Consider the following 12,394-nt stretch of genomic DNA (forward strand, 5'->3'; position numbering starts at 1 on the left):
AGTCTAGCAGCAGTCGGCCAAGATCCAGCTAGAGATAATGCCGAGGTTCATGCGAACTCCTCAGCACAACGTTCATCCGGAGCTGAGACTTTTAATATATGTCGTGGATATCCATATAAAATGTCCAACAACGCATGTTCGGCAAAATGCTCTACGCTAACGCTCGCCCCAGCTCTTATTTAACTGAAAAAGCAGGGATTTTATTTCTAACGCTCCTCCTTGTTCTTATTTGTGACAACTAGTGGGAAAAACCGCAATCTGGAGCAGAATAAGGACCATGACGAGCGTTACAATTCTCAAACCCTTGATTTTGCTCAAATAAGGACAACGGCGAGCGTTAGAAGTCGAACCGAAAGGTGCTGCAAGCGTTAAAATTCGATGCAGGCAGCAAATGTCCACAATGCCCGCTGCACACTGTTATTTGCTGTTATCGCCCAGCCGTAAATACACCCTTGATCCTCTTTCTCCGGTTTTTGCCCTACTCTCATCCAGTAATAACTTAGTTGATCTTGGGCATTCTAATAAAATCTCATGCAGATCTAACTGACCAACCCTAAGCACTTACCGTCACTGATCACCTTGGACTATAGCCAAACTGGCACTTTCTGTCACTATCACCTTGGACATACCTAACTGACCAACCCTAACTAGCACTTACTGTCACTGATCACCTTGGACTAATCTTAACTGCCGCTAACCATCACCGATAGTCACTGATCACCTTAGCGGTTTCTTATCGTCGCCAACTGAATGGACTAGCCCTGACTGCCCCTGTTCTGACCTTACCTGACCGGCCCTATATCGTCCAGCATTCGAAAGGAGGCCCCCAAATGGCGAAAAGCACCTATTATGTAACAGTCGCTCAAGGAGAGCTGCTTCAAGACCCTACCGCTTTGAATTATGACTTTGTTATCGAAGCGGATGAAGATGAATTTGATAAGCTTCAGGAACTGTTTGAGGATACAGCTGAGGCGGAGCAAAGAACCGCAGGCACCTCACTGATTCCCTACCTCCGGGATGCCGCGGAGGATAATGAATTCTACGACTCCCAGTTGATGGAGATCTACCGTATGCTTCATCAGCTTGGTACTCCGGAGACTAGAAAGCACATTGAAAGCATGGGCATTCTGTCTGACCTTCAATCCTAGCGTTTTGCATAGATGAGACTAGGCTGTTTTACAAAGTTGGCTTTGAGAGGACCAGCTGCAGAAGAACGACAAAGCGTTAGCTGGCAACGACCAGGCAAGCTGCAAGGGCTGCTGCAAATGCCCTCATGACGACCCGGCTGCCTACTCAAGGGCTTCCAATGGCTGCGAAACGAGTTCACTGCCTTACATAGCGCCAAATTAATTAGAAGCCTTGCAAAAAAAGACCTGGAAGCCGATTGGCTTCCAGGTCTTTCCCAGCGTTAGCCTACATGTTCTTTGGAATCATTGGTCTCAAACCAATAATCCAACACCTTGCTGGACATGACACGTTGATGGATATATTCTACCTGCTGTGCAGTAAACTGGCTTTCCCAGTCAATTTCCAACTCATTGCAAAGCTTGACAATGGTAAGCAGCTCAGACCAAGCTACGTACCTCTTATACCAGAAAAATTGAGGATGTTCAATCATATAGGGATAAAGGTCGTCAAACTCAGTATGCTTGCAATCCAGGGCGCGCTCGAAATGAACCTTTGATTCCGCCAGCTTAGATAAGAAAAATTCAACCGGAATGTTCTCATTCCCCATAGCAACTTCCTCCTCTCCTTACTACCTTACCCCACATTATAACGAAAAATCTACAATCTGCAAAGGGTAAACCCCCGATCTTCCATGGAATGAAAAGGAAACTCGGCATTTACCCACATTCCAGAATACAAGTGGAAAAGGGGGGGCCTGCAAAGATTTGACGCCTGCCTGAGCTGCTTCCATGAAATCAGTCCAGGGCCCCCGGCCGACCGTTGTCATGCAGCGAAACACCTCGCGCTGGGAGCCGCACGCCATCGCTGCAGCAAGTCTGGTGCGCTTCTAAAATTAAGAGGCCCTAAGCCGGTTTATTCAAACTCAATAACTCCTCCGCTAAGTCCTGAAATTTTAACTAGAGACTCTACCCGGATTCCCTGCTCTCGAATGGTTGCCGCTCCTTTTTGGAACGTTTTCTCGACGATGACCCCCATGCCGACCAGCTCGCTCCCGGCGCGTTCAATGATGCGGATCAAGCCGCGGGCAGCATCCCCATTAGCAATAATATCATCGATAAATAACACGCGATCCTCTTTGGAAAGAAACGCTTTTGATACCATAATATCCGTTACAATCCCTTTGGTGAAAGAAGGAACTCTCTCCGAGTAATTTTCTTGGTCTGAGGTTAGCGTCTTTTTGCGCTTGGCAAACACCAGAGGCACACCGAACTGCAGCGCTGTTGTAAAAGCAGCAGGGATACCGGAGGACTCGACGGTTACCACCTTGGTAATAGACTCACCCGCAAAACGGCGGGCAAATTCTCTTCCCATCTCCATGACCATTTCCGGCTCCACTTGGTGATTCAACAGAGCATCCAGCTTCAATACTTCGTCAGACAGGATGACTCCTTTATCCAAAATTGCTTGTTTCAATACTTCCATATGCATACCTCCAACGCCATTAATCAAATCAACATCTTTTAAAAAATCCGTATTCCAATAAAAAGCTAACATGTCTAGTCAACTCTAATGACTTAGAGCGTCATGAAACAACTTGGATTCGTCCATTACTTGATACTCCAATTTATCACAGGAACGGCTTCCTTTCAAGGAGGAAGTTCCTTCAGGAAAGGAAAACTTTTCAAAACTTTTCAATTCTCAAAAATGAAACTTTTTCCGTCATTTGGAAGTCTATATGATTAGAAGCTAAAAAAATTGCCGTTTTTCATCTAGAAGCGTTAAGTTTTTTTACGCGGTGATTCGTATTAGGTGATTCGTATTGGGTGATTCGTATTAAGATGAATGTTTTAGACTAAGCCATCTGATTGGCTTGGTGTGAATAGAAAGAGGAATTTAGCAATGAACCCACTTCCCAACAAAATCAAGCACTTTGTCTCCATCAGTTTATTGTCGTTACTTTTGTCATCCTGCGGTATGTTAAAGCCAGCTCCGGAACCGCCAGCTGCTTCTAACCAGAATCCGCAGCCGCGCCTTCCGGCTTCCCATGAAGGAATCGGGGCCTCATCCCCCCTCCCTTCTTCGCCTCACCGGCTCCCGGATCCCGATTCTTATCAGGATGCTATCGATAGCAAATCTGTCCTGGCGAATGCAGGTGAGAGATATTCTCATGAGCTGCCGCTATTGATGGGAATTTCAATTGGCGATAGCCGCCAGAAGGTTCTTGAATTATATGGAAACGAATCTGTGCAGTACATAATGGAGGATCCCGTTGAACCTGTCAGAGTGCTGGATTATGTCACCTTTAAGGTAGGCTTGGACAATCAAGGCTTTGTTAAATTTATTAGTATTGAGAGCGAAGAGCTTGATCCCGGACTAGGGGGAGTTAGAATAGGCAGCTCTGGAAAGACTATTCGTTCTGTGATTGGCGAGCCGGATACGGACACGCAGTTTGTTCTCTCCTATTCTTCCAACAACACCGTTCTGAAGCTGGATATGGACCCTTCAGAGGAAACAGTCCAATCCATTAAATTGTTTGCCGAGACGCGCATTCCTTAACGTTAGAGCCATTTCCGCAATTCCTGTCATGTATGCTCCACAATCCACATACCTTGTACAGATAACGTATGGACAAGGATGGGATTGCAATGCGCAAAGTGCTGACCGTTATCCAGATTGCCTTTACTTACATTGGTACGATAGTGGGCGCCGGCTTTGCTACCGGACAGGAAATCGTCCAATTTTATACACGGTATGGGGGATTTGCCGTTGTTCTGATCTTTCTCTCAGCGCTTTTATTTATTTATTTGGGGACCAAATTGATGCTGCTGGCGCAGGAAATGAATGCGGAGTCCTACGAGGATCTAAACCGGATGCTGTTCGGAGAGCGTGCCGGATCATACATCAGCCTATTCATGATGGTTGTGCTCTTTGGCGTGACGACCATCATGCTGGCTGGGGCTGGATCTTTGTTCGCCGAGCAGTTCCATTTTTCCTATCAATCCGGTTTATTGCTTACGCTGCTTGCAGCCTATTTTGTTATTTCCAAAGGGATGAAGGGGATTCTCACCATCAACGTCATCGTGGTGCCTTTTATGATCACTTTCTCTCTAGTCATTATCGCCGTCACCTGGAGTCATCCGCAAGCAGGCAACTGGCTACATCTTCCCAGCGATTTATCCTCCTGGCGGCTATGGCTTTCCCCCATTCTATACACCTCATTCAATCTTGCTATGGCTCAAGCGGTGCTTGTTCCTATGGGCTCGGCAATAGGCAGCCGCTCGCTGCTGTACTGGGGCGGTATTGTAGGAGGGGCCGGGATCGGAGTCATGCTGATGGCTGCCCACTTTGCTCTATCAGCCCAGATGCCGGGAATCGCTCATTACGAAATCCCGATGAGCCACATCGTTCATTCGCTCGGACGCGCAGTTCAGCTGCTCTTCTCCGCTGTCATCTTCAGCGAGATCTTTACAACTCTTACCGCGGATGCTTACGGCCTGACACTGCAGCTTCGGCAAAGAACGAATTGGCCATCTTCAAGCTTGACTCTTCTGCTGCTTGCCGCCTGTTACCTTGTCAGCCAGCTCGGCTTCAGCAATCTGCTGTCCACCTTGTATCCCTTATTTGGAGGTGTGAGTCTGGTTTGGTTTTTGATGCTGCTGTGGAAAAGAAGCCAACCGACGCACTCTTCTTAATACAAAGATTAGCCGACCGACCATAAACAGCATCCCGGTTAGGCAGTACACCACCCCGGAGATCGTGTACCCGTAGTGATGATAAGCCAACAGATTGCGTTCCCGAACGATGCCTATCACATCCGCCATAAGAAAAAGCGCTCCTATGGCAAACAAAGCGATCATAACAGCGTCAAGTGCGGTCCAGCGCTGAAAATACTTCTCCGCCCGCTCCACGACATTACCTGATTCAGCTCTGTTAAAGGAAATTCTGAGCAGTGTGTACAAAGCTGCACCTACTGCAATCACGCCAATGGCGGCAGCTAAAGCCGCTAACAGGTCATACATCACTCTATCCCTCCTTAAGATTTACCCTTATGCCCAGTCTCCATAATTAAAAGTTAACAGACGATACACAAGCCAAATAAACAGCCCGCCCGCTGCAAAGGGAAAGCTCCACAGCCAAAGCAAGCCGCAAACACAGCTAAACGAAGCCTCTCTGCTGCTCGTCCAGCTTTTGTCCAATAGCTCAGACCGAGCGTGGTCCTTCCCAGTTTGCTCCTGTTTCTCAGCTGCTGCTGGTTCCGCCGCTGCGGCGGAGCCGGATGTCCTTTTTCTTTTGTTATAATCAATCTTACCTTTTTTCCAGCCAATCTGATAAGTAATTTGACGCTGCGGTTTGGGCGGATCCTCAATGGCCATTTGGTTCGCCTCCATTTCCGAATTCAGTATTGTCCACCTATAAGGACGATCTGGATTTAGTATTATACTATTCGAAGCATGAACGAAAAAGCAATGAACATTTTAACTTCATATAGTTTTTCCTTCGCTTTGCCCCGCCAGGCTGTTTTCCCCGTACTATTGACGATGCTGACACTTTCGCTCAAGATTAAGGATAATTCCCAATTATAAATTAACGCTATTAACTAATCCCGCAAAGCTGTTGTTGCCGCTTTAAAACTATTCCCGCAAAAGTTGTTGTTGCTCTTTCAATTCCGGCTGGAATGAAAATGGTTCACGGAACTAAAAATAACGATGATCAAAGGAGGCAGCAGACAATGCCGAACACGAGCAAAACCGTCATGATTTCAGGCGGGGCCCAAGGCATAGGACGGGCTACAGCCTTGGCTTTCGCTTCCAAGGGCTACTCTGTGTCAATACTCGACACGGACAAGGAAGCCGGGTTCGAAGCTGTACGATTGATTAAGCAGGCAGAGGGGCATTCCATGTTTCTGTGCGCGGATGTGGGCAAGGCTGAATCCATCGAGCGATGGATCCGGCTCACTCTGGAAGAATTCGGGCGGGTTGATGCGCTCATCAATAACGCCGGAATTCACGCTAATGCCCCGTTCCTCGAGCTGGAAGCGGCGGCGTTCGACCGGGTGATCGCGGTAAATCTGCGCGGAACGATGCTGGCTTCACAGGCAGCCGCACGCGTTATGAAGCAGCAGGGAGACGGCGGCAGTATCGTCCACATAGCCTCGACGCGGGGCTTGATGTCTGAGGCTGGGACCGAGGCCTATTCCGCCTCCAAGGGAGGCATTCTTGCCCTCACTCACGCAATGGCCGTGTCCCTTGGAACCTTCGGGATTCGTGTTAATGCCATCAGTCCCGGCTGGATTGAGACAGGCCCCTGGCAAAAACAATCCCGGGCTGCCGCGCCTAACCATACGCAGAGAGACAGGGAACAGCATCCTGTAGGCCGAGTCGGCGTGCCGGAAGACATAGCATCGGCATGTCTGTACTTGACCAGTGATGCCGCCGGCTTTATTACCGGGCAGAACCTCGTTATCGATGGCGGCATGACAATCAAGATGATTTATGAGTAGGACCAGCGGTCAGGGATTTGCTTGTCCGTTCCGTCAAAAAAACGGCCTTCCTAGAGAGCATAACCGACTCCCTGGAAGGCCGTTATAGCATGATTGCCTCACCTGCAAAAAAACTGCGAAATCAACTTCTTAAGAGCGTGCTGCTATCTTCTTCACCCAATCCGCCAGATCATTAATCAGCTGCGGCGAAACATTGCCGGGCACCTCATACTCCATCCCGGTAGAAGGCTGATCCACCTCTACGAGGAAATGGTTCATGTTCGGATACTGCAAATACTCGACATCCTGGCGGTTAGCCAGCGCTTCTTTCCACCCGTCCAATTGATCGATATGAACTTGGATATCGTTCTCCCCCTGCATGATGAGCAGCGGCCCTTCCTGGTCTTTCGCCAGCTCAGCAGCGTAGAAGTTGCGGAAATCCGCCCACCAGTAACCGTCAGCGGCACCAAACGCCTGCTGCAGCTGTTCGACACCGGCGGACTCATCCTTCAGCATGGCATACAGCTGATCCCAAGCCGCTTTCTGCTGTTCTACTACTTCCAGCTGTTCAGCCGGAACCCCCATATCCCGCATCATGTCAAGCCGTTGCTCCATTTGCCAATTCACAATGTCTTCCAAAGGCTCATAAGGCGAAGAGATGATAACGGCTCCGGCAATCGCTCCTGACTGATCCTTTTCTATAATCCGCGGCATAACCATGCCCCCTTGGCTGTGCCCAACGACAAAGATTTGATCAGGATCGATTTTATCTTCCTGAGCAAGATAAGATACAGCGGCCAACGCATCATCCACCGATTCCTTATTGACTGTAAATTCACTATCATAAAAGGTCTGGAATTGATACTCCCGCGTCCGTTTCTCATACCGCAGAACCGCTACATCCTGTGCGGCCAAGCCAACAGCCAGGTCACGGAAGGTCGCATAGGCGCCAACCGCCTCATCCCGGTCATTCGGGCCTGATCCATGAACGAGCACAACTACAGGAAAAGGTCCTTCTCCATTCGGAAGCGTTAAAGTGCCTGGAAGTTGAAACGGCCCCTCTCCCAAGACAACCTCTTTCTCCGTGTAGGTCGAAGGATCGTCATAATCCGGAATCTTATAAAGCCCATTGGTTGTTACCCCATAAGGCATGTAAAAATCATTCAGCTTATAGTTCTGATCATACCGGAAAGTCAGCGTCATCGGCATTTCCAAATCGGTTAAATAAGTGTACACCACATTGTGATGGACCCCATTGCTATTTGTTGTTACCGATATTAGCTTATCCGGCTGTCCGAGGGTTTGTGACAGTTGAGCCAGCATAACGAGCAGGTCATCAGGAGGCATAACCGCCCCGAGCTGAGCGCTCATAAATGAGCCGGCTACCGAGTTGCCCAGCACGGCATGATGCAGAATAAAACCGGTTAATGAAACAATATCATTGTAATTGATAAGGACTCCGGTTGACGGGCTCCAGGAAATGTTAGCCTCGAAAGCTTCCTTGATGACATCGATCGGAACCGTGACCGTGGATCCGGACCACTTGGCTGCCTCTGCCATCGTAACCGATTCTCCATTCACCTCTGCGGTGGTCTGGCCGGGCGTCACGGTGAAATAATGCTTTCCCCGGCGGGCTGTAGCTTGTCCGCTCTCTGCGTTCCACTCTACCTGGGCCCCGATAGCCTCCGCCACTTGACGGAGAGGAACCTGCTGAATTTCGACAGCTTCAGCGCTTATCGGAATAACCGGAGTTTCCGCCAGGACATGATAAGGAACGCTTACCCCCATCGCCAATACCGTTCCTGCTACGAAAGTTTTTAACTTCTTTGCGCTTTTCCGTTTCATCCACTCACCTCTTTATTAGTTTAACCGGCTGTCTTTACCATTCTTCGGGGGAATTCAGGCAAGCAAGTAAAGTACGACAACGCCCCCAGACCCTGCTCCCATTCCACTTGCAAAGAACCTCGGCTAAGAAAGCCAGCACATTATATGCACTTCCTTCCGGACAATAAGACTAAATCAACGGTCGCCTCTGATCATCAGCGAATTCCGAACGGGTCGGAAGTTCCTCTTTACTGTTCCATGTCAGAGGAGCATCTCGAGCAGATCTGTCCGGGCAGAAGCATTCAACGGAAACTTATATTGAATTCTCCCTGCTGACGCATTCTGATCAAACTTGACTCGAAATCTCTTTAGGGTACGGTCATTATTGTATACGGGACAAAAATGGTTGTGTTTCATTTCATGGAGTGAAAGCTGCGGAGTAATTAATGGATCCCTGCGGATTTAGCGGAGATATATGCAGCATCTGCTTAAGCAAATGCAAGAAGGAGCCTTCGCCGCACCCCGCATCGAGCAAACGTAGTGAATCACGAGAATTAGCTTCGCTGGATGAGGCGGAAAGCCGTGAATGAAGTACTTGAATCGAAACCGGAACGATTACAACATCAGCATATCATTCCCTCTCGGGTGAGTAATTAGACAGAAGACTTCCAGCAGCCGCGGCGTCCTGCTATCCCCCCAGCTGACGGAAGCCGTACTCCAGCACCCTGCGCGAATCCAACCAAACGGCATCTTTATCGGATTTCAGCACAACAGCGAGCAAATCCTGGTTGTGCAGACTTGCCGAGGAAACGAGACAATAGCCCGCTTCATTAGTAAAGCCTGTTTTGATTCCGTTAGCAGGCTCGTAGTAATAGGAGCTGTCCCGATTAAGCAGTTGATTGCGATTGGTATAGTTGGCCCTGTCTAGCGGCGTCGGTCCGTTCGATGCAAACAATGCTGAGTGCGTCTGAGTGTTAACCAGGGAACGGAACCAGTCGTCTCTCATTGCCTCTCTTGCTATTTTCAGCAAATCTCTGGCTGTTGTATAATGCAGCTCATCATGCAAGCCGTGCGGATTTACAAAATGTGTTTGTCTAGCTCCTGCTTCCTTGGCCCGGTTGTTCATCAAGCCGACATAATAGGCGGTGGCCTCCTGAACGCTCAAATCCGCGTTCCCGCTAAGCTTACGTCCAAGGTGAACAGCGATCGTTCTCGCCGCATCATTACCGGAGGGAAGCATCATTGCGTAGATCAAATCGCGCAGCTGATAACGTTCTCCAATATTTAGTCCAGCCCGGCTTTCCCCCGGAAGAGGGTCGGCTTCCTCACCGACTGTAATCCACTCATCGAGGTCGCCATGCTCCATGGCAACAAGAGCGGTAGCAATTTTCGTCGTGCTTGCCGGATATAGTTTCTTCTGATCGTTCTTGTAAAACAAAATGTCGCCCGTCCGCTCGTCCATCACTATAGCGGCATCGGCCTGCACAACCCGTGCGGCAAACTCGCGATCATTAGTTTGCATTTGCACCATTTTCCAAAGGGGGAGAAGCGATTCCAAGGCCGCCCATTTTACAGTACATATTACGGTAACTGCCACTACAGCGATAGATAGTAATTTTTTCATCGAAAAAAGTCCCTTCTATATAGCTTCACGATTTCTTCTGCTTCTCACTATAAGGGACAGACGTTAAGCAATAGCTAAAAAAACTTTAAGAATACCTTAACAACCGCTGAAAAATTGTTAAAAGAACAAATGTGCACGCACAAAAAGGCATTCCGCACCATCTTACGGCGAAGAATGCCAAATCCTGAACTTCTACGGTTTATGACTAATGCGATTCTGTCATTCGTTCGGGAGCTTGGCCCTGCCAAAGCTCCAGCCGCACCTCAAATAGCGTTCGGGTCGTATCGCTGTAAACACTTATTTCCCCGCCATGAAGCTCCACAATCGTCTTGGCGATGGCCAGTCCAAGGCCCGAGCCCCCGGTTTGCTCTGAGCGGGACTTCTCCACACGGTAAAAACGCTCGAAAATATAAGGCAGGTCCTTTTCCGGAATCGGCTCTCCATAATTGATAATATCCACCACGACTTCTTTATTTTCGCGGCGAACTCTTATGTCGATATATTTGCCGTCTTGCCCGTAGTGAATTCCATTCAGGATCAGGTTCTCGAATACTCTGACCAGCTTGTCTCCATCCGCTTGAATCACCATCCGCTCCTCTGGGAAAAACAAACGGCATTCCATTCCCGCCACTTCGAGATGGTAGCGGAAATGGGCGGCCAGTTGACCAAGCATATCCACCAGGTTGATTTCCGTTTTGCGAAGCTTGATTCCGCCTCCACGGGTGCGTGTATACTCGAACAGATCATTGATCATGACCGTCAGCCGCTGGGCCTTCTCATAGGCAATGTTGACATAGTAACGGAGCTCAACCTCATCCCGGTAGCGATCCTGCTCAATGAGCCCGAGGTATCCGTTGATGGAAGTCAGCGGTGTCCGAAGGTCGTGGGATACGCTAGTAATCAGATCGTTCTTGGTTTGCTCGGCTCTCCGCTCCTCCTCAATAGATGTTTTCAATTGTGCCGCCATGCGGTTGATGTTTTCCGCCAGCTCCCCCAGCTCATCCCTCGAACCGACCGGAATTCTTGTATCAAATTGCCCGCCCGCGATAAGCTGAACCGCCTGCGTAATTTCTCCCAAATAGCGGATGCTCCGATGACTTAGCAGAACAAAAAAAATGGGAAAGAGCACCAATGCCGTGATGACTATAACAAAAAAAGCACCTATAGTCTGTTCGAGGAAAACTAGCAAAGTATAAATCGGGTACGGCCCCTTGGTCTGGTAAATGACCGCTGCTATTAATAACAGCAGACCGGTTGCGACAATCGTCAGCAAGATGGAGCCAAAGAACAGGAGCAGAAGCTTCCAACGGATTGTGTACAGCAGTCTACGGATCAATTTTATACCCTACTCCCCATACAGTTTGGATCAGTCTTGACTCTCCTGATTCGCTCTCCAGCTTGTCCCTCAGCTTGCTTATGTGAACCATGACCGTGTTATGGGATTGATAATATTTTTCCTTCCACACCTTCTCAAAAATCTCCTCCGCTGAAAACACCCGTCCCGGATGACTGGCCAGCAGATAGAGAATGTCAAATTCAATCGAGGTCAGATTAACCCCGCGACCGTCCACTGTGACTGTATGCGTCGATTTGTTAATTTGTACAGAACGGATCGTGATCGTTTCCTCACCCGCGACCGATTTCGGGTTCAGCTCGAATGAACGCCGGAAGAGCGATTTGACCCGGGCCAATAGCTCCAACGGATTAAAGGGCTTGACCATGTAATCATCCGCTCCTGTGGTCAGCCCTAGAATTTTATCCATATCTTCGCCTTTTGCACTCAGCATCAGAATCGGGATGTTCTGTTTGCTGCGGATTTGCCTGCATACCTCCAGGCCGTCAAGCTTGGGCATCATCACATCCAGAATTACAAGATGATACTCGCTCTTGCCGAGCTCCTCCAGCGCCTCTAGCCCGTTATGCGCCTTTGTCACTTCATACCCGTCATTGGCCAGGTAAATCTCGATCAAATTCGCGATCTCTTTGTCGTCATCAACGATAAGTATTTGTTTATTCATCCAAAGGTCTATCCTTTCAGCCTAAAATGTCCTTTGCAAAATTCGGCTCAATCTAAAAATCAGTGCTTGACCTCCATCAGAGATGCCGCTGCGGGGAATGAGGGACTTCCGATCGCTGTTAGCATATGCTCCCGAAGTACACTTTCTCCCAGAATGCGTTGACCCCCGATTTCTTGATGATAACCACTTCAACGGTTGAAATCCCGGGACAAAGGCGAGCGCTTCGCTTCTCCTGTCTCCCTCTTCCCCTCCAGTTCTGCACAATTATGATGGCAAGCATTTATTCCTGTTATGAGCCCAAAATTCTCATGCAAAATTCCT

At 48.8% G+C, this 12,394-nt stretch carries 12 protein-coding genes; 4 read left to right on the plus strand and 8 right to left on the minus strand.

Annotated elements, in window-relative coordinates; translation table 11 throughout:
* The first annotated feature begins 830 nt into the window (after window positions 1-830).
* Window positions 831-1,148 (plus strand): hypothetical protein, encoded by a 318-nt coding sequence (locus PSHG_RS16290; RefSeq protein ID WP_010274733.1) that lies wholly within the window; start codon window positions 831-833, stop codon window positions 1,146-1,148.
* 260 nt (window positions 1,149-1,408) lie between these two features.
* On the opposite strand, the gene PSHG_RS16295 is transcribed toward PSHG_RS16290, so the two are convergent.
* Entirely contained in the window at window positions 1,409-1,735 is a 327-nt protein-coding gene (locus tag PSHG_RS16295; protein ID WP_010274736.1) for a hypothetical protein, read from the minus strand.
* Between the two features lie 305 nt (window positions 1,736-2,040).
* A complete protein-coding gene (locus PSHG_RS16305; protein ID WP_010274739.1) occupies window positions 2,041-2,610 on the minus strand; it encodes a xanthine phosphoribosyltransferase in 570 nt (189 codons plus the stop codon).
* 417 nt (window positions 2,611-3,027) lie between these two features.
* Between PSHG_RS16305 and PSHG_RS16310 the strand changes: the two genes are divergently transcribed.
* Window positions 3,028-3,684, plus strand: a complete 657-nt coding sequence (locus tag PSHG_RS16310) for a hypothetical protein (protein ID WP_010274741.1) — start codon at window positions 3,028-3,030, stop codon at window positions 3,682-3,684.
* An 89-nt stretch (window positions 3,685-3,773) separates the two neighbouring features.
* On the plus strand, window positions 3,774-4,820 hold the full coding sequence (locus PSHG_RS16315; protein WP_010274743.1) for a YkvI family membrane protein: 1,047 nt from the start codon (window positions 3,774-3,776) through the stop codon (window positions 4,818-4,820).
* Here the strand turns inward: PSHG_RS16315 and PSHG_RS30635 are convergent.
* Entirely contained in the window at window positions 4,746-5,147 is a 402-nt protein-coding gene (locus PSHG_RS30635) for a hypothetical protein (protein ID WP_148497754.1), read from the minus strand. The two genes, PSHG_RS16315 and PSHG_RS30635, sit on opposite strands and share 75 nt — an antisense overlap.
* Before the next feature lie 27 nt (window positions 5,148-5,174).
* On the minus strand, window positions 5,175-5,501 hold the full coding sequence (locus PSHG_RS16320; protein ID WP_010274747.1) for a hypothetical protein: 327 nt from the start codon (window positions 5,499-5,501) through the stop codon (window positions 5,175-5,177).
* Window positions 5,502-5,857: 356 nt separating this feature from the next.
* Here PSHG_RS16320 and PSHG_RS16325 point away from each other — a divergent pair, with 356 nt between their 5' ends.
* On the plus strand, window positions 5,858-6,628 hold the full coding sequence (locus PSHG_RS16325) for an SDR family NAD(P)-dependent oxidoreductase (protein ID WP_010274751.1): 771 nt from the start codon (window positions 5,858-5,860) through the stop codon (window positions 6,626-6,628).
* Between the two features lie 129 nt (window positions 6,629-6,757).
* On the opposite strand, the gene PSHG_RS27885 is transcribed toward PSHG_RS16325, so the two are convergent.
* From PSHG_RS27885 to PSHG_RS16345, 4 genes are all read right to left on the minus strand, one after another.
* The gene (locus PSHG_RS27885; RefSeq protein WP_010274753.1) at window positions 6,758-8,452 is read right to left on the minus strand and encodes an alpha/beta hydrolase family protein; all 1,695 of its coding nucleotides are present in this window, start codon (window positions 8,450-8,452) and stop codon (window positions 6,758-6,760) included.
* 667 nt (window positions 8,453-9,119) lie between these two features.
* Entirely contained in the window at window positions 9,120-10,055 is a 936-nt protein-coding gene (locus PSHG_RS16335; RefSeq protein WP_010274755.1) for a D-alanyl-D-alanine carboxypeptidase family protein, read from the minus strand.
* 205 nt (window positions 10,056-10,260) lie between these two features.
* Window positions 10,261-11,391, minus strand: a complete 1,131-nt coding sequence (locus PSHG_RS16340; protein ID WP_010274758.1) for a sensor histidine kinase — start codon at window positions 11,389-11,391, stop codon at window positions 10,261-10,263.
* Window positions 11,381-12,073, minus strand: a complete 693-nt coding sequence (locus tag PSHG_RS16345) for a response regulator transcription factor (RefSeq protein ID WP_010274760.1) — start codon at window positions 12,071-12,073, stop codon at window positions 11,381-11,383. Before PSHG_RS16345 ends, PSHG_RS16340 begins: the two co-directional genes overlap by 11 nt.
* Window positions 12,074-12,394: the final 321 nt, after the last annotated feature.

The sequence above is a fragment of the Paenibacillus senegalensis JC66 genome (assembly GCF_000285515.1).
GTDB classification, from domain to species: Bacteria; Bacillota; Bacilli; order Paenibacillales; family NBRC-103111; genus Paenibacillus_L; species Paenibacillus_L senegalensis.

Bases quoted from the DNA above. Each gene is read 5' to 3' on its own strand.
- PSHG_RS16290 (WP_010274733.1), top strand. From the start codon at position 831: ATGGCGAAAAGCACCTATTATGTAACAGTCGCTCAAGGAGAGCTGCTT.
- PSHG_RS16295 (WP_010274736.1), bottom strand. From the start codon at position 1,735: ATGGGGAATGAGAACATTCCGGTTGAATTTTTCTTATCTAAGCTGGCG.
- PSHG_RS16305 (WP_010274739.1), bottom strand. From the start codon at position 2,610: ATGGAAGTATTGAAACAAGCAATTTTGGATAAAGGAGTCATCCTGTCT.
- PSHG_RS16310 (WP_010274741.1), top strand. From the start codon at position 3,028: ATGAACCCACTTCCCAACAAAATCAAGCACTTTGTCTCCATCAGTTTA.
- PSHG_RS16315 (WP_010274743.1), top strand. From the start codon at position 3,774: ATGCGCAAAGTGCTGACCGTTATCCAGATTGCCTTTACTTACATTGGT.
- PSHG_RS30635 (WP_148497754.1), bottom strand. From the start codon at position 5,147: ATGTATGACCTGTTAGCGGCTTTAGCTGCCGCCATTGGCGTGATTGCA.
- PSHG_RS16320 (WP_010274747.1), bottom strand. From the start codon at position 5,501: ATGGCCATTGAGGATCCGCCCAAACCGCAGCGTCAAATTACTTATCAG.
- PSHG_RS16325 (WP_010274751.1), top strand. From the start codon at position 5,858: ATGCCGAACACGAGCAAAACCGTCATGATTTCAGGCGGGGCCCAAGGC.
- PSHG_RS27885 (WP_010274753.1), bottom strand. From the start codon at position 8,452: ATGAAACGGAAAAGCGCAAAGAAGTTAAAAACTTTCGTAGCAGGAACG.
- PSHG_RS16335 (WP_010274755.1), bottom strand. From the start codon at position 10,055: ATGAAAAAATTACTATCTATCGCTGTAGTGGCAGTTACCGTAATATGT.
- PSHG_RS16345 (WP_010274760.1), bottom strand. From the start codon at position 12,073: ATGAATAAACAAATACTTATCGTTGATGACGACAAAGAGATCGCGAAT.